This is a genomic window from Clostridium thermobutyricum DSM 4928 (assembly GCF_002050515.1).
In the GTDB taxonomy this organism is placed as follows: Bacteria; Bacillota; Clostridia; order Clostridiales; family Clostridiaceae; genus Clostridium; species Clostridium thermobutyricum.
This window is the reverse complement of the sequence record NZ_LTAY01000039.1, coordinates 1-25,343: the sequence shown is the minus strand read 5'-3', so window position 1 is coordinate 25,343 and position 25,343 is coordinate 1. Positions and strand designations below refer to the sequence as shown.

The 25,343-nt window shown below is 23.6% G+C and carries 22 protein-coding genes; 5 read left to right on the top strand and 17 right to left on the bottom strand.

Features of this window, described 5'->3' with window-relative positions; all coding sequences use genetic code 11:
- Positions 1-1,682 (top strand): sensor histidine kinase (locus tag CLTHE_RS08415; RefSeq protein WP_143324044.1); only part of this gene is annotated, 1,682 nt, incomplete at its 5' end.
- A 26-nt stretch (positions 1,683-1,708) separates the two neighbouring features.
- Here CLTHE_RS08415 and CLTHE_RS08410 read toward each other — a convergent pair.
- The 4 genes from CLTHE_RS08410 to CLTHE_RS08400 all read right to left on the bottom strand — a co-directional run bounded on the left by CLTHE_RS08410 (position 1,709) and on the right by CLTHE_RS08400 (position 4,065).
- A complete protein-coding gene (locus CLTHE_RS08410; protein WP_143324043.1) occupies positions 1,709-2,110 on the bottom strand; it encodes a hypothetical protein in 402 nt (133 codons plus the stop codon).
- Positions 2,111-2,151: 41 nt separating this feature from the next.
- Positions 2,152-2,511 carry a hypothetical protein gene (locus CLTHE_RS08405; protein ID WP_080022860.1) on the bottom strand — a complete coding sequence of 120 codons (360 nt, stop codon included), beginning with the start codon at positions 2,509-2,511 and terminating at the stop codon, positions 2,152-2,154.
- A gap of 295 nt (positions 2,512-2,806) precedes the next feature.
- Positions 2,807-2,938 (bottom strand): hypothetical protein, encoded by a 132-nt coding sequence (locus tag CLTHE_RS17130; RefSeq protein WP_278320293.1) that lies wholly within the window; start codon positions 2,936-2,938, stop codon positions 2,807-2,809.
- A 218-nt stretch (positions 2,939-3,156) separates the two neighbouring features.
- Positions 3,157-4,065, bottom strand: a complete 909-nt coding sequence (locus CLTHE_RS08400; protein ID WP_002597333.1) for a TetR/AcrR family transcriptional regulator — start codon at positions 4,063-4,065, stop codon at positions 3,157-3,159.
- Positions 4,066-4,343: 278 nt separating this feature from the next.
- Between CLTHE_RS08400 and CLTHE_RS08395 the strand changes: the two genes are divergently transcribed.
- A complete protein-coding gene (locus CLTHE_RS08395) occupies positions 4,344-5,933 on the top strand; it encodes a WG repeat-containing protein (RefSeq protein ID WP_080022859.1) in 1,590 nt (529 codons plus the stop codon).
- A gap of 23 nt (positions 5,934-5,956) precedes the next feature.
- On the opposite strand, the gene pnuC (CLTHE_RS08390) is transcribed toward CLTHE_RS08395, so the two are convergent.
- The 6 genes from pnuC (CLTHE_RS08390) to CLTHE_RS08365 form a co-directional block, all read right to left on the bottom strand.
- The gene (gene pnuC / locus CLTHE_RS08390; protein WP_080022858.1) at positions 5,957-6,718 is read right to left on the bottom strand and encodes a nicotinamide riboside transporter PnuC; all 762 of its coding nucleotides are present in this window, start codon (positions 6,716-6,718) and stop codon (positions 5,957-5,959) included.
- 288 nt (positions 6,719-7,006) lie between these two features.
- The gene (locus CLTHE_RS08385; protein ID WP_080022857.1) at positions 7,007-9,580 is read right to left on the bottom strand and encodes a 3'-5' exonuclease; all 2,574 of its coding nucleotides are present in this window, start codon (positions 9,578-9,580) and stop codon (positions 7,007-7,009) included.
- 131 nt (positions 9,581-9,711) lie between these two features.
- The gene (locus CLTHE_RS08380) at positions 9,712-11,376 is read right to left on the bottom strand and encodes an acyl-CoA dehydratase activase (protein WP_080022856.1); all 1,665 of its coding nucleotides are present in this window, start codon (positions 11,374-11,376) and stop codon (positions 9,712-9,714) included.
- Position 11,377: 1 nt separating this feature from the next.
- Positions 11,378-12,655 (bottom strand): 2-hydroxyacyl-CoA dehydratase subunit D, encoded by a 1,278-nt coding sequence (locus CLTHE_RS08375; protein WP_080022855.1) that lies wholly within the window; start codon positions 12,653-12,655, stop codon positions 11,378-11,380.
- Positions 12,656-12,820: 165 nt separating this feature from the next.
- A complete protein-coding gene (locus CLTHE_RS08370) occupies positions 12,821-13,300 on the bottom strand; it encodes a QueT transporter family protein (RefSeq protein ID WP_080022854.1) in 480 nt (159 codons plus the stop codon).
- A gap of 1 nt (position 13,301) precedes the next feature.
- Entirely contained in the window at positions 13,302-13,997 is a 696-nt protein-coding gene (locus CLTHE_RS08365; protein WP_080022853.1) for a radical SAM protein, read from the bottom strand.
- Between the two features lie 759 nt (positions 13,998-14,756).
- Between CLTHE_RS08365 and pnuC (CLTHE_RS08360) the strand changes: the two genes are divergently transcribed.
- Entirely contained in the window at positions 14,757-15,557 is an 801-nt protein-coding gene (gene pnuC / locus CLTHE_RS08360) for a nicotinamide riboside transporter PnuC (protein ID WP_080022852.1), read from the top strand.
- Between the two features lie 272 nt (positions 15,558-15,829).
- Positions 15,830-16,477 (top strand): hypothetical protein, encoded by a 648-nt coding sequence (locus tag CLTHE_RS08355; RefSeq protein ID WP_080022851.1) that lies wholly within the window; start codon positions 15,830-15,832, stop codon positions 16,475-16,477.
- Between the two features lie 65 nt (positions 16,478-16,542).
- Here CLTHE_RS08355 and CLTHE_RS08350 read toward each other — a convergent pair whose 3' ends face one another.
- Together CLTHE_RS08350 and CLTHE_RS08345 are read right to left on the bottom strand one after the other, a co-directional pair.
- On the bottom strand, positions 16,543-16,875 hold the full coding sequence (locus CLTHE_RS08350; RefSeq protein WP_080022850.1) for a hypothetical protein: 333 nt from the start codon (positions 16,873-16,875) through the stop codon (positions 16,543-16,545).
- A gap of 75 nt (positions 16,876-16,950) precedes the next feature.
- A complete protein-coding gene (locus CLTHE_RS08345) occupies positions 16,951-17,184 on the bottom strand; it encodes a TIGR04540 family protein (RefSeq protein WP_002597322.1) in 234 nt (77 codons plus the stop codon).
- Between the two features lie 141 nt (positions 17,185-17,325).
- Between CLTHE_RS08345 and CLTHE_RS08340 the strand changes: the two genes are divergently transcribed.
- Positions 17,326-19,056 carry an FUSC family protein gene (locus CLTHE_RS08340; protein WP_080022849.1) on the top strand — a complete coding sequence of 577 codons (1,731 nt, stop codon included), beginning with the start codon at positions 17,326-17,328 and terminating at the stop codon, positions 19,054-19,056.
- 27 nt (positions 19,057-19,083) lie between these two features.
- Here the strand turns inward: CLTHE_RS08340 and CLTHE_RS08335 are convergent, their stop codons facing one another.
- The 5 genes from CLTHE_RS08335 to CLTHE_RS16710 form a co-directional block, all read right to left on the bottom strand.
- Positions 19,084-19,995 (bottom strand): tetratricopeptide repeat protein, encoded by a 912-nt coding sequence (locus CLTHE_RS08335; protein WP_080022848.1) that lies wholly within the window; start codon positions 19,993-19,995, stop codon positions 19,084-19,086.
- Between the two features lie 118 nt (positions 19,996-20,113).
- Entirely contained in the window at positions 20,114-20,572 is a 459-nt protein-coding gene (locus CLTHE_RS08330; RefSeq protein ID WP_080022847.1) for a hypothetical protein, read from the bottom strand.
- 108 nt (positions 20,573-20,680) lie between these two features.
- Positions 20,681-21,169: a thiol peroxidase gene (tpx, locus tag CLTHE_RS08325; protein ID WP_002597318.1), complete on the bottom strand. Its 489-nt coding sequence runs from the start codon at positions 21,167-21,169 to the stop codon at positions 20,681-20,683.
- 123 nt (positions 21,170-21,292) lie between these two features.
- Complete coding sequence (locus CLTHE_RS08320; protein ID WP_080022846.1) at positions 21,293-24,529, bottom strand: ligand-binding sensor domain-containing protein; 3,237 nt, start codon at positions 24,527-24,529, stop codon at positions 21,293-21,295.
- A 95-nt stretch (positions 24,530-24,624) separates the two neighbouring features.
- Positions 24,625-25,343 (bottom strand): hypothetical protein (locus CLTHE_RS16710; protein ID WP_158082690.1); only part of this gene is annotated, 719 nt, incomplete at its 5' end.

The window sequence follows — 25,343 nt, the reverse complement described above, 5'->3', positions numbered from 1 at the left end:
CTTATATGGTTACTGATCCAAATGATAAAAATGAAATAATACGTATAAAAAAACTAGCAGATGAAAATAATATTTTAGGTATAATTTCTTTATATGAGGATTCTAACAAATTAATCAGAAATTTTTCAGATTCATACTTAAATAATTATAAAATTATTGCTTTTGAAATTGGAAAAAATGATTATGAATATCCTAAAAATGTATCACCATTTTTCCTAGACTTTGAATTTAATGAAAAAATGGACCTAATTATTGACTCACATAATGCTTCAACAGTTAATTTTATTGTAAGTAAGTTATTTACTAAATCAAAATTTTTTTCTTACATAGAAGATTATATGATTAATAATCCTAATATTAATTTTAATATTATTTATAGTGATATTGGATCAAAAGTAGTAAATAAACTTAAAGAAAAAGATTCTCTAACTGTTGTTTTCTCAAATTTATATAAACCCTTAAGTACAGAAGGAATTATTTCGGAACTAACTCCTTTGGGTACAATGGAAGAAATAGCTCGTGTTACAGATAATCCTATTTATGGCGGTTTTAAAGAATATGGAACTCGATTTAATGTAGGTGCCTTTGGATATAGTGGTATTTATATAGGAAATGCAATTGCTAATGATATACTTTATGACGCAGGAATTATAAATGATATTAATTTAAAATCATTATCTAAAACTTGTGATTTTTTTATAAATACAGAGTTAAATCATAAATTAAAAGTAGATGATAAATATTCTGTAGAAACTTATGATTTAAAAAACAATGTTAGCCTTTTTTCAGATAAAAAAATTAAAGTTTTTAAATATATAATTCTATTATTTATTGTAATTTTTATCTATCTAATTTCTAACAATATAATATTTAAAAAATTATATAATTCTCAAATTAAAATTGATTCATTAAAAACTAATTTTATTGCTAACATATCTCATGAACTTAGAACTCCTCTTAACATAATTATTAGTACCATTAGCTTATTTGAAGTATATATAAAAAATGGGGAAATTCAATTCAAAACTGAAAACAGTTTAGAAAAATTTAAATATTTAAAAAAGAATTCTTTTAGATTATTAAAATTAATCAATAATATTATAGATACTACTCGTATAGATGCTGGCTACTTTACTCTTGATAAAAAGAAATATAATATTGTTGAAATAGTAGAAGATGTAACTATTTCAACAGTTGCATATGCTGAAAAGAAAAATATTGAACTTATATTTGATACTAATTATGAAGAAATTTATACTTTTGTAGATAGCGATAAAATAGAAAGAGTTTGCTTAAATTTACTTTCTAATGCTTTAAAATTTACTCCTGCCGGAGGAAAAGTAACAGTCTTTATTGATAAATTAAGTGCTTGTGCATTAACTATATCTGTAAAAGATACAGGTTGTGGTATTTCTCAAGAAAATCAAAAAACAATTTTTGATAGATTTGTACAAGCCAATAACTCATCTCTAAATAAAAATGAAGGAAGTGGAATTGGATTATCTCTTTGTAAATCAATTATAAAACAACATGGAGGTAGTATAAATATTAAAAGTACTGTAAATGTAGGCACTACAGTTATTGTCCAACTTCCAACACTTAATAATCATGACCACTTTAAAGTGGCCTCTAAAAATTCTAGATTAAATGATTTAAGAGAAATCGAATTTTCTGATTATTAAAAAGAGAGGACTTTAGTCCTCTCTTTTTACATAAATTCTTCTTTTTCTAACAATAACTTTTTCATTTTCTTATATGATTCTTTTTCTTTTTCCTCATTTGGAAGTCTTTCTAGATAGTCATTACTTTCCTTAAAACCATTTTTTAAATACATAACTATTGATCTGTTCCATTTATAAGCAATAGAGTATTCTTTTTTAATTGCAAAGAAAAGTCCTATTAACTCTAAGATTATACCTATTACTATAAAAATTTGAAATAGCATTCCAAAAAATATTAATCCTAATCCTCCAAAAGCAAAATATGTTGGTATTCTACTAGCCTTTGTATCTACACCTAAATATCTTTCTAATTTTTTTATATCTTTATCTAGGTCAACTGGTACTTTAGCTCCATGCCCATAACTATTAAAATTAGTTTCTGTATTCATAATATCCTCTTTATCATTTTTTAACATATTTTTTAATCCTTTTAATTTATAAATTTTCTAAGAAAATAGACAATTAGACACAATATAATTATATCTATTATTAGAATTAAAATAGTCACTATAATTTTATTTTTAACAGTATTTTTCCCATAAGCATACATAAGAACTAATCCTACTGGTGGACAAACTGCTATCATTGTAACTATAAAACTCATTTTATTAAAGAAAAGATTTTCATCACTATCTATATCCCCAACATCTTCTTTAATAATATCAATTTTATTTTTCTCCAATATCTCTTTTATATTCTCTATATTTTTAGGAATGTCAAAATATTCATCTTCAATAATTTTCACATCAAATTGTCCTATATCTTTTGGTATTTTAAATTCATAAGTCATAATTAGCCCCCTTCCTTAAAATACACTTTCTATTTTACTATATTTTTTCAAATTTTGTCTGTCGGGAATCATAAATTTAATTTTTTTTAATTTAATAAAAGACCCAGGTACGTAATTCAATTTAAATATTTTATTATTTTAGAAATTATTATAAGCAACTAAAAAATACATTATAATATCATGTATTAAAGTATGTTTTATGTTAAACGAGAGACTTAAATGGTAAAAAACCATCAAAATATCTAATAATATTTTGATGGTTAATAAAAATTTAAGGTTATTTAATTTATTTTTTTTATAATTTTTCAATTTTATCTTCTAATATAGATATTTTATTTTCCAGCTTATTGATATAGTATTTAAAAATAGCGAGTAACCCTAAAAAGATTGCTAGTAGTGGTAAAATAGTTTTTAATAAATTCTCCATCTTAATCCCCCTTATAAATTATTATGTCCTAGATGAGTACAAATGCCAAACTCTATTTTTATATAGTTGTTATAGAAATATTCTTTAAGACATCATTCATTATATTAACCCCTTAATTAATTGAATTAAATAATATAGGGAATAGTATTTAATTATACTAATAAATTAAACAAATAGTGAAACTTAGTTCGCTATATTTTTTATTAAAAAATTATATTTTATTTCTGTATTACAGCCCAAATATATTTTAAATAATTTATATTCTCATCTATTTTATCAATCTTTGCAAGCTCTGCAAGAAGTCCTTTTATTAATAAATCATTTGTTTTTTCTTTCTTTATTTCTTTTAATAAAATATCTAGAATTTCATATACATCTTCTTTATTTCCTACTGTAAGATCATTTTTTATTATATTCCTTATAGCTTCTATTCTACAATTCCATTTTCTAAACAATGTTTCTTTATCTTCAACAACAGGTCTATCAATTAATAATTTTTCCATTAAGTTAGATTTAATTATTGGTTTGTAGCCTAAATTAGCTGATACTATAGAATTCATATTTCTAACTATAAATTTTGCTATTTCTTTAAAATCGCCTATAACATAATCTTTAGCTATAAATAAAAATGACATCTCTCTTAATATTCCAGTAAGCCATATACTCACATCTACTATGTTATCTCTTATTTCTTCTCCATAGCATTCAATAATCATTCCTTTAATCCAATTAAATATTAAAATTTTATTTTCTATTATAAGTTGTTCAACCTTTTTATCTTTTCTTATAACTTCATTTCTTGTAAGAATTATTGTTAAATCTCTTCTACTAAAAAAATGTTTAAGTAATAAATATATCTTTTCTTCAAACTTTTCTTTTTCAGTTAAATTTTTATTTAAATCAACGCTTTGAATTAAATCAATCATTATAGAATTAAAATGTTTTATTACACTAATTAATATTTCTTCTTTTGATTCAAAATATTTATATATAGTTGCTTTTGACATGCTGCATTTATCTGCTATATCTTTAACTGATGTTTTATCATATCCTCTATTAGAAAAAAGAGCAATTGAAACGTTTAATATTTCTCTTTTTTTATCTATAATCTCTATCTTTTTTTCCATAACACTCCTCCAGTACTAATAGGTACTAACTACAAACTTACTAGTACTCATTATAGATTTACTCAATTATCTAGTCAATATATAGATTTTCTTTTTAATATATATTAACACTTTTTTATTAATAAATTTTATAAATACAATTTATATAGTCTTCACTTAATAATAGTTTTCATTTATTAACAATTTATTTATGTTTTCGACTATTTTTTTTAACATTTCCATATACTTTAACCTTTATAATTTTAATTACTTAGTATATTTGTTTAGGAGGTTAGTTTATGCCAAAACTAATTAAAAAGATATTACCTCCTTTAATTATAATATTAGCTTGTATTATTATTATTTTTATTGGTGGACCAAAAAAAACTAAAAAAGAAGTGGAACCTCTAACTCCTCTTGTTTTCCAAAGCAGCACTAATCATCTATATGGAGCTGTTGATACAAAAAGAAAAGTTATAATTGAACCTAAATATAAAACATTATTCTCTAAACAACTTGATGGGGAATATTATTTTATAGGTACTACAGAAAGTAATGAAACAGATATAATGACTGATGAAGGAAAAATATTAGATAGAGTTCCTTCTAATTATGTAAATGTTTCTGTTCTTAGTTTAAAAGATAAGTTATTAGAAGTGTCTAATAATACTAATAACTTTGTAGGTGTTATAAATTTTGAAAACCAAACTATAATTCCAATGAAATATAATACATTATCATTTAAAAATGATTTTTTAATTCTAAATCCTTTAAGTAATGAATCTATTGCAAACAAAAACGGAAAAATTTTAGTATCATCTAAAGATTATTCTTCTGTTACTATTGAAGATAATGGTATAGTTGTTACTAATAAAAAAGGACTATATGGATTACTAGATTTTAATGGAAATGTAGTTTTAGAGCCTACTTACAATAATATACATGGGGTTTATGGAAATATATTTGCTGTAGGTAATAATAATGGAAATTATGCACTATATAATTTAGAAAATAGAAATTTTATATCATCTTTTAAATATACTTATATACAAAAAGAAGCAAAAACATCTCCATTTTTAGCTTGTAAAGTTTATAATGGTGTTTCTCTATATGGATATATAGACAGCAGAGGAAGTACTATTATTCCTTTTGAATTTCAATCTGGTTATGCATTTACTGATAATTATGCTATAGTACAACAAAATGGTGTATATGGGCTTATTGATAAAAGTGGTAATTTCTTAATCAAACCTAAGTACACTATTATTCCTGGAAATGCTTATGCAATAGAAAGCTTCCAAAATGGAAATTACTATGTTGGATATTTAGATAACAAATCATATATTATGAATTCTAATGGAGAAGTAATTGCTGATGTTCCTGGAGTTGTACAAACTATATCTAATCAAACTGTATTTTATCAAACAACAGATAATAAAGATTTTCTTTATAATTTAAATACAAAGAAAACTATATCTGTAAATTTATATTTAATGCCTTTATCAAAAGGAACTTTAACTCCTGATGGATATTTTGGAGCATATAAAAATGTTTCCAAATCTAAATTTGTAAATTCTATGTATCTTTATGAAGAAGGTAAAGGCATAATTAGCCAAAATGGTTATAATAGTATTAAATTTGAAAATGGATTATTTTTATGTAAATCTGAAAAAAGATATGATCTGTTAAAACCAGATGGTCGTGTTCTTATTTCATTTAATCCTGTTGATATTTTAAATATTTCTGTTACTCCAGATGGTCTTATCTATGTACAAAAGGTAAACCCTGCAATTGGAAACAGAATGCATGCAACTGTAGCAGAGCAACAAAATACAAGACTAATTTCTCTATATAATATAAAGGGTGAAAAAATATCTTTTGAAAAATAAAAAAACCGCTTAATGCGGTTTTTTTATTTTTTATGATTTTTATAAAGTTTATTCCAATTATAAAATCCGTAAAATGCAATTATTCCATATTGTAGCCATACTAAAGCTCCTGAAAAATCACTTACTGTAAATCCATTTTTTATCATTGATTCAATAAATAAAACAATACCTAAATTTGATAATATCCAGAAATACCATTGTTCCATATATCTTCTTGAAGTTAAAAATACTGCAAATATTGTAAAAACAGTTGTTAATGAATCTAATATATATTCTTTATCTGGAGATAATGTTAAATTAAATCCATGTTCTAAAAGATATGGTAATGATTTTAAGAACCATGCATATAAAACCCAGCCTATTAGCACTGCTATTACTGTTATTACCCAATGTTTTGTTTTAAATCTTTTTATTTCAATTTCTTCACTATGATTTTCTTGAAGATTTCTTCTCCAGTCAATGAATCCAATAACTATAAGTGGCAATATAAAAACTATATTTTGTATTACTTGTCCATATAATTGACCATACCAAGCAACTATAGCATATGTTACTGTGTTTAAAGTCCACCAAAAGTAACATTTAATACTTGCTTTTGCTTGATAAATAGATGTGAATATACCTGATATTGTTGAAATAATTCCTATTATACTTGAAAACTCAAAAATTGTTGCCCAAGTACCTGTCCCTGTCATTACTGGTATAAAAAAAGATATTATACTAGCAATTAAAAAAAATATAAAAAATCCTTTTTGAAAAGGAGAAAACTCTTTAAAAAAATTCATATTAAAATCACTCTTACTTTCTTTTAAATTTAGTTTTAGTTATTTAATTTTATGAAGCTTCATACATTTAGATTTGATTTTATATATTTTTTTCTGTTTACTCAATAGGATTTAAAAAAAATTTTTTATTTGTTTATATTTAGTTCTCATTCTTTATTTTTTTATAATACCATTTTTATTCAAAACCGTTTACAATTAGAAATTTATGTTTTTATTTGAAAAGAGATATGTATATATCTATAATACATATCTCTTTTAACTTTATCTCATACTTTTTATATCCAAATTTTATTCACTTAATAAATCTATAAAATGACTTCTATCTAATCTTTTATTCCATTTATTTTTCATAGAGTATGTTAAAAATATTCTTCTTTTACCTCTTGTAAGACCAACATAAAAAAGTCTTTTTTCTTCTTCAATATCTCCTTTTTTATTTGGAAATGTTCCTTCTTGTAACCCACTTAATATTATATTTTCAAATTCCAATCCCTTAGCTTGGTGTATTGTTAAAATAGGAATTCTTATATTACCATTTTTATTTACTAAAATCTCTTCTAAATCTCCATTTGATAATCCTGTTAAATTTATACTTTCAATAATTGAATCTCTTGGACTTTTTTCTTTTTCATCTACTATCTTTAAAACTTCTCTTAATTTACTTATGTTTTCTTTTTTTATCTCTTTTGTTTCATTTGAATATGAACCAAAAAAATTAAATTTTTCTAATAAATAATCTATCATTTCATAACTTCTAAGTTCATAACTATTTTTTCTTATCTCTTTTAGACTTTCTCTAAAATATCTAAATTTATCAAAATCCTTATTTATAATATTTTTTCTTTCTTCACTAAAAGGAATTATTTTTTCATTTAATGCTTTTGTTAGAATTTCTCCCGTTGCCCTTATATCATCTAAAGCATTATGACTAGGTTTTGTTTTTGTTCCTACAAATTTGCTTAAATATTCCAATTTATGATTTGGTAATTGAGAATAAAATCTTCTATAAATTTCAAGAGTATCATAAACTCCTTTTAAATTCATTTTTTTCATTCCAGCTCTTTTAAGCTCACTTGAAAATATACTTATATCATAATTTACATTATGCCCAACTATTACTGTACCATCTATATAATCTAAAAAATCTTTAAATACAACTTCTTTTTCTTCTCCAACTTCTTTTAAATATTCATCACTAAAATTATGGACAAAATATGAGCTTCCAACTGTTTTAGATGGTTTTATAAATCTTTCAAATTTATTTATTTCATTTCCATTAGAATCTAACTTTATAGCAGCTATTTGTATTATTTCATCTTCTGTTACATTAACCCCAGTACTCTCTACATCAAATACAACTATATTAGAATTTTTAAATTCTTCTATTAATGTAGCATAATATTCTCCTTTTTCACTGTATTCACTTACATAGTCATTTATTTTTATTCTAAGTTTTTTATGAGTTTTACTATCCATTATAGAGCTTATTGTATCCTTCGAAACTTTTGTATTTAGTTTCTTTAATATTCTTTCTAAATTTACAGTATCATGCTCATTTATTATAACTTTAAAAAATCCTATAACATCTTTAACTTCTACTCTCTTAAAAAAATTAAAATCATCTACAAGAGAAAATTCAAAATTTAAACTTTTTTCCTGAAGTTCTCTTATTTGCATACTTATATCAGTATTTATATAATTATTTCTAGTTAAAATACAAGTACTTTTCAAATCTGCTCCTTTTTCTTGAAGCTCTTTGCATATTTTTATAATTCCTCTTGACTCTTCTTTTGGATTTTCAAAAGATAAAATCTTTATATCATCTCCATCTTCTTTTGAAAATGACTCTAATCCATTTGAATATATTTCATTAAATTTATCTTTAAAAGCATTTTTAAGAAATGTTTTACTTAAATTATTTATTTTTTTAGTTGAACGATAATTTTCATTAAAAGAAATTTCTATTGGATTAAATTTTCTAAAGTCCTCTAATATTTCTAAAGGCTTTGAACCTCTAAAAGAATATATTGTTTGAAAAGAATCTCCACATAACAAAACATTATTTCCATCAAAAATTTTTCTTATTACTCCATATTCAATTAGTCCTGTATCTTGCATTTCGTCTATACATATATATTTAAATCTTTCTCTATATTCTTCTACTATTTCTTTATTTCTAAAAATAATTTTTGCAGTTGATAAAATATCATTAAAATCAATTCCTCTATTTGTAGCTAGCAAAGTATTATATACTCTAACAAATACATTTCCCTCACTTAAAATTAAATTTTCTAAGTTTGTATCTTTTATAAATTCATAGCCTTCTTTATAAGTTACTAAATCACTTAGCTTAATTCTCTTTTCTCTACTATTTTTTATTATTTCCAAAACTCTAAGTAAGTCCTTATTTTCACTTTCTGTAAAAATATCTTTTTCTATTCTTATTTCTTTTATGAAATTTATACATTTCTGAAGTCTTATTGGATCTAAATTTCTAGGTTCACTAATTCTTTTTATTAATTCTTTTGTATCATTTTGATCAAAAACTGTGAAATCATAGAAAAAATCTGTTTTCTTTTTTGCAAATTCTTTTATTATTGATAAGCAAAAACTGTGAAAAGTTTTTACTATAACATCTTTACCTCTTCCTTCTGTTTTATCTAATATTCTTTCTTTAAGCTCAATACAAGCTTTATTAGTAAAAGTTATACATAAAATTTTTTTAGGGTCTATTCCTTTATCTAGCATTTTACATATTCTTTCTGATAGAACCATTGTTTTTCCCGTTCCTGCTGGAGCAGTTAAGTATATATTTCTATTAAATTCATTTATTACTTTTAATTGATTTTCATTAAATTCCATAAAATCCTCCAAGATTATTTCTATATATTAATAGTATAATCCAATATATTCCTAAAATAAAAGTGATTAAGAATACTTACTTTCCATTCTTTTCAGTATTCTTAATCACTTTCCATAATTTTATTCAAATATTATAAAGTTTCTAATATTTTTTCAAGTCCTATTAAAGCTGCACCTACAGCTCCGCAAATTTGTGGTTCTTCTGCTATAAATAATTTTCCATTTAATCTTTCTTCTATTGCTTTTATTACACCAGCATTTTTTGCAACTCCACCAGTCATCATAAATCCTGGATTTCTTCCTACTCTATCTACAAGAGCAACTGTTTTTGTTGCAATAGATTTATTTACTCCATGAATTATATCTCTTCTCTCTTTGTTATCTGCAATTAAAGAAACAACTTCTGATTCAGCAAATACTGAACAAACACTTGTTATAGTTATATCTTCATTATAAGTAAGTCCTTCTACAGACATATCTTTTAATTCTATTTCAAGAGTTTTACTTATCATTTCTAAGAATCTACCAGTACCGGCTGCACACTTATCATTCATAACAAAGCTTTTTACATTTCCATTTTCATCTATAGATATTGCCTTACTATCTTGTCCTCCAATATCTATTATTGTTCTAACATCTTTATTAAAGAAATGTGCTCCTTTTCCATGACAAGTTATTTCTGTTATATTTTCATCTACAAAATCTATATTATATCTACCATAACCTGTTCCAACTATTAAAGATATATCTTCTTTAGTTAATTTAGCTTCTTTTAATGCTAAATCTAAAGCTTTATAAGCTGAATCCTTAGCTCTAGCTCCTGTTCTAACTATTACACTACTTAAAATATTTTTATCTTTATCTAAAATAATTACATTTGTTGAAGTAGAACCACTATCTACTCCCATAGCATATATTTTATCTTTATTTTTTATTTCTTTCATCTTGAACTGTCCTCCATTTAACTGCTCATTAAAAGCTTCTATACGAGTTTTTATCTGTCCATTACTTTGATTAGTTAAATCTGATTCTATCTTTATAATTGGAATATTTCCTTTGTTTAATCCCATATATTCAAATGAATAATGGTCACAGAATTTAACTGTATGATATATTATTCCTTTTAAATTAGGATCTTCAACTAAAGTTCTTCTATTAGTTGTATCAGCCATTCTCATACAAGGAGTTTTACTCAATATTTGATCTGAATACCATTCTGCTATCTCTTCTATAGAATTAAAATTTTTAACTTCAGTTATATAATGTTCTTTAGAGCAAGTTTCATTTACAAGTGGATAATCAAGATTATCTTCTATCTTATGTATTAAGTCTAATGAAGCCTTAGCTCCTAAAAGAACAATATAGTCTTTTTCTTTTTCTCTTTTTGGTGAGAGATATTTATATAACCCTTTATTGAACTTTTCTATATTAAATTCTTTACCTTTATATTCTTCATAAGCTTTTATAAATTTAATTATTTCATTTTTAAGCATATCTTTAGAACAGCAACTATTTTTTCTTGGTAAGTCCATCATATAAACAAACTTTATTTCATCCATTTTTTCTAAAGTATCTTTTAATCTTCTGATGGAATCACAACAATTTACAAGAAAAACTTCTTCTATTCCTTTTTCAATTAAAGTATCTAAAAGAACTTTGCTATAAGAACACATTGATGGATGAAGAAGAGTTTCTGACTTATCAAATCCATCTATGTCACTATTAATGATTTTTCCTTCTTCTGAAAAACCTTCAAATATAGCAAAAGGACTATATTTACACATACATCCTATCATTTTATTTTTCCCCTCCCTCTTTACTTTCTAACATTTCAAAGAAAGCTTCAAGTCTAGTTTTATTTTGACCTTCTTGACCATTTCTTCTATCAACAGCATCTCCATCAATACTAAGCATAGGAATGTTATTTTTATTTAATATTTCCTTTAATATTAATGATCCACCGCTTGATTGTTTACAGCCCCAATGACAGAAGTTAACTACTCCATCAGCTTTTAATTCTTTAGCTAATTTTAATATATTATTTCCTCTTCTTTCATATGGACCATTATAAGAATTTAATATAAGTTTCTTAGCAATAGATCTATAAATATTATTTATATCTATCTCCTCTAAATAGTCTCCATTCATATCAGACATTAAAAGTTGATATTCTTCATTTTTATCTAGGTACTCTCTTAAGGATTGACTATAAAATGGAAGTAAATGTGCCCATAAAATTTTCTTTTTAGGCTTTTTATAAGGATAATTTTTTATATCATCTAAAAGCATTTTATAAAATTTTAAAGAGTCTTCTCTTCCTATAAAAGGATGAGTAACAAAAACTCTAAACATTTCGATAGTCAAACTATTTGGGAAATATTTTTCTCCTAATAATCTTAAATATTCTTTATAACATTTTAAAGATTCATTTTCTCTTAAAACTACTTCTTTTAATTTTTCTTCATTTAATTTTCTTCCTAAATGCTCTTCCATAAAAGATACCATCTCATGCAATTGATTCTCTACATATGAAACAGATTCCTCTGAATATTCATATGGAACATCTATAACAAAACTATCTATTCCATAAAGTTCTGATACAAGTCTAAAAGTATTTATATTTCCATCACAAGCAGTAGATGTTGTAATTGCAAATCTTGGTTTTTCAATTACTTTCGATATTGCTCCACCTATAAATGTCTTATGATAAGAACAAAGACTATCAGATATTCCATTTCTTTCTGCTACATCTATTAATACATCTTCACATCTTGTTCCTGAAATATATGAAGAAAATGCTTCTATAAGCTGCGGATGTAAATCAAAAGCATGCAAAAACTCTCCAGGAGTAAATACATTTATAAAAACAGTATTATTTGAGTTTTTTAAAGGTTCCAGAGTAAACTTCATGCAAAGTTCAGAAAGATAATTAAGTGATTTAGGTAAATCTTTTTCACCCATAAGCTTTAATCTTAAATATTCTAAATTATATCCTGTCTTAAGCATCTTTCTAAATTTTTTTGGTTCATCTATTCTTTTTTTAATCATATCACTATAAATTTTAATAGCATCCATATTTAAAACCTCTTTAATATTTTTTAACTTTAAACAAAGCTGTTTTTTTATTATACATTAAAATATTTTTGGTATTTTTGAATTTTTGTATACATATAATTAATATTTTGAAAAATTTTAGATAAAAATAAGACTTAAGTTTTAACAACCTAAGTCTTATCAATATTATAACTTTATTATTTCTAAGAATTTTTTTCTTTTTATTAAAGCTTTATATAAAGGATATCCAACAACTGTTACAGATATAAACTCTCCTAATGAAAAGCCAACTAAACTTATCCAAAATGGTAAGTGAGCAAATATGTGTAAAAAATATACTACTGGAAGGCAAAAAATTGTTGGCCAAAAGCTTCCAAGAAACATATTTTTTGTCTTGCTTATTAAATATGTAGAAAATAAAGTTCCTAAAGTTCCAAAAATTATATCAGATATCCCAAATGGGCTCATAATATTTGCAATTAAACATCCAAGAGTTAAGCTTATTACATATCTCTTATCAAAAAATGCTAAAAGAACTAACACTTCTGAAATTCTTATTTGAAATATTCCATAACCTATAGGTGCTACTGCAAAAGTCATTGCTGCATAAAGTGCACAAACTATTGCAAGTTTTGCTAATACTACTGTTTTACTATTTTTTCTCATATTAGTCTTCGCTCCCTACACCTAAATCTGTATTATGAAAAAGAACTTCTATTCTTTCATTATCTTTTAGATAGGCATATTTTTCAGCAAACCATTTTATTAATTCCTCATCTCTTTTAAGTGATGTTGTGTTTTCAACATAAACATTCACACATCCTAATTTAAAATGATTTTCTAATATTTCAATATCTCTCTCTATCATTTCTTTTGTTTGACCTTTTATACCTACAAGTAAACATATAGAGTCAAAATATTTATTTACTTCTGTATATTCTTTAAAACCTGCACCTTTATTTAAAAATTTCATTCTAAAATCATTATCAAAAGTTTCTACTCCACATCTAAAAATTATTTCAATACCAAAAAATTTTCTCATTTCATCTAATCTCTCTTTGTATATCCAATGGCATTCAACAAATAATTTTTCTATTCCTTTTGATATTATAATTTCTCTAATATCTTTTAAACTTTCATCTGGTAATTCAAAAATACTACCTGAATTTATTACATCTAAAACTTTAAATTCACCAGTTACATTTTTTAATACTTCCTTATTAAAAGATATTATTTCTTTTTCATTTTTAGAGTTATCCTCTATGTAATCACAAAAAGTACATCTCCCCCATTTACAAGGAAAGCCTTTTAGCATTACCATTTCTCTTTTATTTTTTCCTAATACTTTACTGTATCTTTGCATAAATTTATCTCCTTTATAAAGGCACACAAATTAAACATAAGTTTAAAATGCCTTAGTTTTATTTATAGACAGGAGGCTTTCGAACTGTCTAATCTTTATTTACCGTCTTATTATACAAGTATAACCCTAATAAAATCAATAATTTATAAAAGAATCCTTTAAAAAATTTTAAAACTAAATATTCTATAGTATTTTAAACAAAATAAAAGTTAATCCTAAAGCTACTTTTTTATATAAATAAATTTATATGTTAATTAATGTTTAACGTTTTCAAAAAGAGTTTTAAGCAACTTAATTAATATTATTTTATACTCTTTAATCTCAAAAAATTATATATTATAATATATTAATGTATTTTTTGTGTATTCTATTAACTATTAAATGTATATAATTTTATTTAAAGACTATTCTATTTATTTTTTTCAACTAATTAAACCTTTTCATTCTTTCATTTTTATATTAAAATCTATTTTTTTATTTAAATTTTATATGTATTATTATCTATTTATTTTTAATATTCATTATTTTTTTATCTTTTTTTGTATAATGTACCTTATTACTTGGAAAACTGTTGTTATGTAAATATTTACGTCCATTTTTTATTATTAGTTTATTCATATTTAATCATTTAGAATATTCTATTAACCTTTTTTTGACTTTTATCCTTTTTTATTACATTGAATTATTAAATTTTTAACTATAAAATAAGTTTGAAAATTCGAATTTATAAATACCAATGATTAGTTTTTAGGAGGCATTATGATTAACTCATTTAAAAAGTTTTCAAAATTTCACAAGGTTTACTTAATTTTCTTTTTAGTTGTAAACATTTTATTTTTTATAAGTCCAGTATTTCAAGGAGAGTCACTGGCTACTAGTTTAACAATAGTAACAATAGCTGGTTTACTTTCAACTATAACAGGTTTATTTGCAGCAATTTATACTGCTCGTGCTGAAGTAGCTGCTTATGCTTGGGGAGTTGCTAATACATGTTTTTATATATTTGTTTCTCTTTCACGTCATATGTATGGTGAAGTTATTCTTTACACTTTATATATGTTACCAATGAACTGTTATGGTTTCTATGCATGGAGAAAAAGTACTTTAGAAGCACAAAAGAAAGATTCATCATCTTCTACAATTGAAGTTAGAAGCTTAAAATTAAAACAATGGATTGCTGTTATTATTTTTGTAATTGTAGTTTGGGGACTATACTCTCAATTTGTACATCATTTACCAGAAATAATAAAATATTTATTCAATTTAACTATTGAACCTGATACTTCTTATTTAATTGATTCATTTACAGCAACAATTACTATATGTGCTGTTATTGTATCAACTCAAAGATTTAAAGAAACTTGGTATTTTTGGATTCTTTCTGATGCAGTTGGAATAGCTTTATATATACACTCACTTGTATCAGCACCTGTCTTCTCACTTGGAGCATTATCTGGTGCTATGATGTGGATTCAATTTACAGTTAACGCAGTTTATGGACTTATCCTTTGGAAAAAAATTGACGTTAAAGAACACCAAATAAAGGCAGCATCAAATTAAAATAGCGTATCCTCATATAAATATAAATATATAGTTTTAAATAAAAACTTTGTACCTATAATACAAAGTTTTTATTTTTATTGAATTTTTTTCCTTTTTTGTTATAATAAATATAAGAAAACATTTACACTTATTGTGTATGAATAATTTGGCATACAACCCAAATCCTTTGCCAAAAAAAGCTTCTCTTAATATGAGAAGCTTTTTATTTATGATATAATAATGTAATAATAATATTATTCAATCTATTTACAATTAAAGGAAGTGAACACATGAAAAAATTTTTAATCGGATTAGTAGTTATAATTTGTATACTATTTCTAGCAATCTTTGGAGTGTACAAGTTTTCATTTAAACCCTCTGTTCCAGTAACTCCATTAGATTCACCATCTACTATGACACAATTAGATTTAGCCAAAAAATTTATTCCTAATAATATCTCTTTATCATTAACAGGAATAACAGCTACTTCTAATACAAATTTCTCTAATGAAGAATTAACAGACTTATTTATTTCTGCATTTAAAGATGATCCTAAAATTTCTGAATATGTAAAAGGATTAAGTGTTCAGGCTGCTAATAATAATACTATAGATATTTATGCTGATGTTAATTACAAAGATATTCCTGTTCAAGCAAAGCTTACATTTAAATGCTCTGCTGAAGATGGAAAAGGAATTTTCCATTATGAAAGTGGAAAGGTTGGATTTATATCTATACCAAAAGAAATGTTATTTGACCATTTGCATGATAATTCAATTATTGCTGTCAATAAAGCAAATAGTGATATAATACTTCGTTTTTCAGTTCTTAAAAATATAAATATTCAATCATTAAGTACTACTAATGGAAATTTAAATATTGAATTTAAAGGTACATTAAATTTCTTACAATGGCTTGAAAATAACGGATATAACTAAAAAAGAGGCATACGCCTCTTTTTTTACTTTTTATAAATATTTCTTTTTATTAATTTATATTAACTTTAATAATTATTATATTTTTTTACAAAATTATAAATTAACTCTTCTTCTATATCTATCTCATCTAAATTTATTTTTTCTGGATTTGTTAAAATATTATACTCTTTAATCCAAAGATTACCTTCGTGTTCTATTGGAGTATCTATTTTTTTATTTTTATCAAATTCATTAACTTCTTCTAATTCTTTATATGGAGTTAATACTAAAATTCTTCTACAGGCATCTTCATATTCACTATATATATTAAAAAAACTATTATAATTATCAAAACTTCCAACTGATACAACTATCTTTAAGAATAATTTATATTTCTCTTCAATTTCTTTTTTCTTCATATCATTCTCCTAAATTTAAATTAAATATATTAAAAAAGGATATCTCTTTATAGAAATATCCTTTTATTTTATATATTATCTTTCAGAATATATACGATCTATTATTTCTTTTCTTTCATCACCTAGAATATTATGTAGTTTAACTGGCATATGTCCTTCTTCATCATATATAGCTGACCCGTTTGCATCAATCATTTTTAATATTCTAACTTTTAATTTTTCTTCAGACATTAAATTATCTAAATATAAATCTACTAAATCCTTTAAACATGTTGCTAACTCTTTTGGGTTTTTGTAAACTGATTTCATTTTATGCTCCTTTAAAAATAATATTTTTATATACCTATATTATATATTTTTCTTCTTATTTATACAAACTCTTTATTAAAGAATAGTTTTTTATCATTTAGATATACTAATTTTATAATTTATTTTAGGAGTATTATAGATATGTTTAAAAAACTTATTTCACTTACAAATTTAGATGTTAAAAAAATGCTTAAGTATGGAACTGTCGCTACTATATCAATGATTAGTATAGTTTATTTTTTTGGTATGACTAATGGTATGCTTGCTTTTCCAATAGCTTTAACTGCAATCTCTTTATCTTTTGAAGATATTCATGTAAAAACTATAAGCAAAACTTTTAAATTAATTATAATTGATTCAGCAATTATAACAGCCTCTTTTTTAGCTTCTATAAATCCCTATATAGGTATTCCTATAAATTTTTTAACTATTTTTTTAATAGCTTATTTTCTTACTGTAAAATTTAATCCTAAAATATATAAACCTTTTATGATGTTATTTGTCTTTACAAGCTTTTCTCCAGTATCTTTTGAAGATTATATAACTCGTATAGCATCAATGTTATTTGGAATTATTTTAGTTATAGGATTAACATTTATAACATCTAGAAAAACTAAAAAAAATATAATAATTCATACAATATATAAACCACTTCAGATTTTTAATGAATATATAAAAACTATAATAGACGGAAATAAAGATTATAGAATATATAAGAATTTTTCAAAAACTATGAGGACACTTTGCTATAAGATATATATAACTAGATATAGAAATTTTCTAACAACAAATATAGGTAAAATCCAATTTGATATTTATTTATCTCTTGAAAAATTAAACATTTATATAGATACTATTTCTAAAGAAAAGGATTTATCTAATGATAAAACATTAATTTCCCTTCATGAAAAAATTAATTCAATTCTTGATTCTTTAAATAATGAATTAGATATATCCAAAATAACTAATGAGTTAGACTTGTTTGCAAAGTCAAATATAAATAATAAAAATTTACCTGATATATCAGAAATAGTAGAATGTTTATCTTATTCTATTAAAAATATAAACACTTTAAATTTAAAAGATTTAAATAAACCTTATACCTCTTGGAATAGATCTGAACTTGAAAAACTTTTTGTTTTAATCCCTTCAGATTTTAATTTAAATTCTATTAGAGTTAGATTTTCTCTTAGGATTTCAATTTCTTTAACTATAATAATATTTTTAGGACATATTATATCTATATATAAATTTATTTGGGTTGGTATAACAATAATGTCTGTTATGCAACCTTATTATGAAGAAACATTAACTAAAGGAAAAGATAGAGCAAAGGGAAATATCATTGGAGTAACTATAATTGTTTTATTACTTCATTTTTCTAAGGACCCTTATTTAGCTTTTATAGTATTAATAATATCTCTTTATCTTACTTATGGGTTTAGTGAATATTATAAACTTTCAATTTTTACTTCTATGGCCTCTATTTCTGTTGCATCACTTAGCACAGGATTAAAGGAAATAACTTTATCTAGAATTGCATTTATAATAATAGGTTTACTTATAGTATTTATATTTAATAAATTCGTCTTTCCTTATAATGCTGAAAAAGGTGCAAAAACTTTAACTGCAAAATTGCTTAAATATAATTTATTTTTATTTAATGAATATAAGAAACTTAAAACACCAAATGAAAAATTTAATCCTAATAGGTTTAGAGATATTGTAATATTAACAACTTTAAATGCTGAAAAACTTATTTCAAGAAATGATATGATAAAAAGTGATAAAATAAATGAAATTGTTGATATGAATAATAATTTAACTATAAATATGGCTTTTGATACATTAGCAAGAGAATTTAAAAATTAATAAAGGAGATATATACTTTATATCTCCTTAAAACTTTTCTTTATATCTATCTAAATCTCTAATATTATCTAATTCTTTATCTTTTTTCATATAATCTATGAAAAAATCATTAAGCTCTGTGCTTTTAATAACATCATCTAAAGCTTTTTCATATTCACCTATTAAAGAATAAAAACATGCTCTATTATAATATAGGAATCCTTCATCTTCATTGTTTTTTATTCCTTCACTTATTATTTCTATAGCTTTTTTATAGTCTTTTTTTTCCCTATAAATCACTCCTAAATTTAAATAACTATAAGGAAAATTTTTATTTTCTTCTATTGATTTCTTATAATACATTTTGCTTTCTTCTATTTTTCCTAAAGCTTTTTTTATTACTCCAGCATTAAATAAAACTCTAAATTGAGTATCTGATAACTCTAATGCTTTTTCTATGTACTCTTCTGCTTTTTCATATTCTTTTAATTCCTCATAAATACAACTTATATTTACAAAAGCAAAAAGATATTGGTTATTAATTTTTATAACTTTTTTATAAGTTTCTATTGCTTTTTCTTTATCTCCTTCTTCATCATATATATTAGCTAAAAAGAAATACGCATTATCATAATCTTCTTTTAAACTTATAGCTCTTTTATAAAATTCTTTTGCTTTTTCATAGTTTTCTTCTTCATCATATATTGTCCCTAATCCATAAAAAGCCCTCTCATCTTTGCTATCTATGCCAATAGCTTTAATATACATTTCTTTTGCTAAATCCATTTGCTCTAATTGATGATATATAAGAGCCATATCTATTACTAATTCAATATCTCTTTTTCCCCATTCTGTATTATATGCCTTTTTGAAAAAGCTTAAAGCTTTTAAAATATTTCCTTTAATCTTAAAATCTTTTCCTATATTTATGTAATTTTCAAAAATATATTTATTATCCATTATGTTCCTCATTTCTAGAATAAATTAATCTTTTTTATATGAAAAATTTATCATATAGATATTTATTTATCAACTAATGAAAAAGCCCTATTGCTTTTGCAATAGAACCTCTCATATACTATCTTCTTTTTCGCTTATGTCTTCTATGCCCACTATCATAATTATTCATTGGACCCATTCCATTATTATTCATTCCATTTAAAGCACTCATAACACGATTTAAATCATCATTAGTTAAATTGTTTAAATTATTTGGATCAATTCCTAAATTATTAAGCATATTCATCATATTATTCATTTGATTATTTCCCATATTGTTGTTATTTCTCTGAAAATTATTCATATTTTGTTGTCCATTATTCATACCACCCATACTATTAAGTAGCATGCTTATTAATGGGTTCCCACCAAAATTATTCATATTTCCATTTTGCATATTATTTTGATTTGGCATACCATTCATTCTTGGCATACCATTCATATTATTAAATAGCATATTAAAAAGAGGATTATTGTTCATTCCTCTTCCTCCTAAGCCATTTAAAAGCATTGACATAAGAGGATTCATTCCATTCATATTATATACCCCTAAATATTATTATCTAATATAGTTTATTTTTTTTCTCACATTTTGTTACTATAAATAAAAAAAGATGGTAATTTATTTACCATCTCTTTTAATTTATTATTTTCTTAATAATTCTAATACTGAATCATAGTCTGGATGATCTGAAGCATCTTTACTATATTCAACGTAAATTACTTTATTATTTTCATCTACTACGAATACTGCTCTTGATAATAATGCTACTTCTTCTATAAATACTCCGTAGTTTTTACCGAAAGTTCTGCTATTATAATCTGATAAAGTTATTACTTTATCTACTCCTGCATTTCCACACCATCTTGATTGTGCAAATGGAAGGTCAGCTGAAATTGTGTAAATAGTAACATCTCCTAAGCTTGCTGCTTCTTTGTTAAATCTTCTAATTTCCATATCACATACTGGTGTATCAACTGAAGGTACTGCTAAGAATACTCTTTTTCCTTTTGTATCTTTTAAAGTTACTTTTCTTAATTCACTGTCTACAACTTCAAAGTCTGGCGCATCTTGCCCAACTACTACTTCCTTATCCTTTAATTCTAATTCTACTCCGTCAAATATTACTTTCATCTTATCGTTCACTCCTATTCCTAATCTTTTTAAATAATAATTGTTAGGTAATTTTTATTTGTTTTTATTATATAACTTTAATTCCTATCATTCAACTCGGCTTTGATTAACATTCTGTAAACTTTAGCATTTTTTTACTGGAAGTTTTATAATGAATTTGCTTCCAACTCCAACTTCACTTTGTAAAGTTATACTTCCTTTATGAAGTTCTACTATATCCTTAACTAAAGTTAATCCTATTCCACTACTACAATGTTTACTTGATATTCCTGTTTCTAATGTTGCAAATCTATCAAATATTAAGCTTTGTTGCTCTTTAGATATACCTATACCACTATCTTCAATTATTATTTCAACATTATTATTTTCTTCTTTTATAGAAATATATATACGTCCTTTTTCTGTAAACTTAACTGCATTTGATAGTAAATTTATTATACATCTCTCTATATCTACTACAGAACATTCAATTTCTTTCTCCTCAATTTCTGGATCTATTATAAGCTCCAATCCATTATCCTCAATATATGTCTTCATAGATAAAGCTATTTCTTCTACAAGATATACAATATCTACTTTTTCATATTTCAAAACATACATACCTGAACTGATTTTAGATGAATCAATTAAATCATTTATTACTTTCAATAATCCCTTAGAATTTTTTCTTATAATTTTCATATAATTAGATAAATTATTTTTATCTATCTTATCCTCACTATTTAACTTATCAATTAATTGCTCACTAGAAAGTATCACATTTAATGGTGTCCTAAGTTCATGTGAAAGATTCACAAGATATGCATTTCTAAACTTTTCGATTTTAAGTAATTCTTTATATATTTTTTCTTTTTCTATTAATTCATTATTTAATTTTTCTGTTCTATCACTAACTAAATTTTCAAGTATTTTAACTCTATTTATAATTAAATAAATTATTAATGCTATAATTATAAAATATATTAGGTATGCTAAGTTAGTTTTATACCAAGGTTTATTAATTTTTATGTTAAATGAATTTACTTCTGATACTTCTTCTATTCCAAACCTTGCTCGAACTTTAAATGTATAATTTCCTGGAGAAAGATTTGTGTAGGTGGCAAAATTTCTGTTATTAGAGCTTCTCCACTCTTTATCAAATCCTTCTAGTTTATATTCATAATTCCAAGAACCTAATTTTGAATAGCTTGGCATAAAAAATTCTATTGAAAAGCTATTTTCATAATGCTTAAGATTCATGTTTTGACTAAAATTTATTTCTTTATTATTAAAAACTTTTACTTCACCTATTGATACTTTTGTGTTATTTACATATTCATCTTTTATTTTTCTTGGATAAAAAGCAGTTATTCCATTTACTCCTCCAAAAAACATTTCTCCATCTTTAGTTTTAACTTCTGATGTACCATTAAACTCATTACTTTGAAGACCATCTAAAACTGTATAATTAGAAAAAGTATTTTTTCTTTGATCAAATTTTGATATTCCCCCATTTGTACTAATCCATAAATTATTATTTTCATCAACTAAAATACCGTAAGCATAATTATTTATAAGCCCATCTTTTTCACTTAATCTCTTTATCTTATCTGTTTTAGTATCTATTTTATTTATTCCCTCTGAAGTTGTAATCCATATATGTCCATCTAAATCTTCAGCAATTCCTTTTATAGCATTATTGCTTATAGAATTTAAATTATCTTTTTCGTTTTTATAAAATTTCGTTTCATTTTTTTCTAAATCTATTTTTATAAGGCCACCATTCCACCCCATACCAATCCAAATATTATTTTTGCTATCTTTAAAAATTCTACGTACAAATACTTCTCCTGTATTTCCATTTATGAATATATTATTTAGATTGATAAATTTTTCTTCCTTTATATCAAATATATCTAATCCATCTCTAGTACCTATCCATAAATATCTATCTTGATACATATACAAAGCTTTTATATCACTACTAATTAAAGAATTTTCATTTTCTTCTTTAAAGTATTTTTTTATATTTCCTGTTGACTTATCCATTCTATTAAGTCCATTTTTAGTTCCTATCCAAATATAATTTTTACTTTCTGTTATTTCATATACAGTATTACTTGAAATGGAATTTTCATTATGTGGATCTGCTTTATATCGTTTAATCTTTCCTGTGTCTTTATCTAATTTATTTAGCCCATCATTAGTTGTTCCTATCCACAAGTTTCCTTCTGAATCTTCAAACATTCCTCCTATAGAATTAGAGCTTATAGAATTAGAATCTAAAGGATCATTCTTATAGTAATCAAATTTTTCTTTTGGATTTAATATACTTATTCCATTGTAAGTTCCAATCCAAATTAAACCTTCTCTGTCTTTATAGACACTTTGTACACTATTATTAACTAATGATTCAGGGTCATAGTATTTATTTTTATATTTAACTACTTTTTCATTTATTTTAGAATACTTTATAAGTCCACCTTTACTACCAAACCATATATTACTTTCATTATCTTCGTAAATACTATTTATTGCATATTGTTCATATCCAAAATCCTTATTTATTTGTTTAACATCTTCAAATTTTTTATCTACAGAATTATATTTAACTATTCCAGCATCTTGAGTTGCTATCCATATATTATTTCCATAATCTTTATATACTTTAACTATATTATTGCTTTTAAACTCTTTCGTATTATCTTTATTAACTCTTTTTATAGTACCATCTTCTTTATTTAGAATATTCATTCCATTTTTAGTACCTATCCACATTCTGCCTAAATTATCTTCTGTTATTGCAGTAACAAAATTATCACTTAAGCTATTTTCATCTTCAGTATCATTAAAATATTTTTTAAATTCTCCACTTTCATTATCATATCTATTTAGTCCATCTTCAGTACCTATCCAAATGTCACCTTTTGAATCTTTATATAATTCCCATATATGCTTATTTGAAATTTTATCTTTACTCTTTTTATCTACCTCTATTCTTTCAACTTCAAGACTATTAATATCAATTTTGCTTAATCCACTGCTTGTCCCAGCCCAAATAAAACCATCATTATCTTCTATTAATGACCCAACAATTCCTGGATATATTTTATCCATTTCAGAATCGCTTCCTTTTAAATCAGTAAAGGAATATCCATCATATCTATTCAATCCGTCATTAGTCCCAAACCACATATATCCATTTTTATCCTGTAATATACAATATACAGATCCTTGTGATAACCCATCATTTATTGTTATATTTTTGAATCTTTGATTATCTTTATTTTCAAGTGCATCTACTAATATAGATGAATTATAAAAAATAAAACTAAATATAAGTAAAAATATTGTACACCTTTTAATTATTTTTTTATTCATATTAACCCCTTCTACTTTTTTCTACTAATACTATTATTTTCCCACATGAAAAATATATTGTCAAAGAGTTAATTTTGTGTATTTTATTTAAATTTTTATTTAATTTTATACATTTCAAAACTTTTTTCTATTCTTTGCTTCTGAATAAAGGCCTCATTTATTAATTTTTTCTTTAATTCATTATTTTTTCCAATACTGTCCTTTTTTATTTTAAGTTTTTTAAATACTTTTTCTCTTAATGTTTTTTCCTCTGTTTTATTCATTTGTTTTGCCATAATTCCTAATGGACTTTTATCAAACTTAATATCTTTTATTTCTTCTTTTTTTATTAATTTAATCTTATCTAAAGAACTAATTTTAAATTCTTCACTTAATTTTTGTACTTTATTATTAAATAAATCAACATCCTTAATTAATTTTTCTTCTATATCTGATTTAAATTTAACTATATCTTCATTATTTAAATTTTCATTTTCTATTGAAGCATTATAAATATTCTGTATACAAAATGATGAGAATTTTTCTAATATATCATTTTTCTCTTCTAACAAAAAAATTTCAGTTAAAATTTTCCCAAATTCAAATCTTTTTTCTTCTTCTATATCAAAATTAAAAGAATTTCCTTTTACAAATATTTTTTTTACTTGAAAAATATTATCTAATTCTTCTAAGAACTTTTTATCATTTTGATTATTTTCATTATCAATGTATATTAATAAAAAATTTTTATCATAATTTTGTCCAAACTCTTTTATTATTGATAAGCTTTCATTAAAATTTTCTTCGTTAAATTTATCTATAAAATAAATAATTA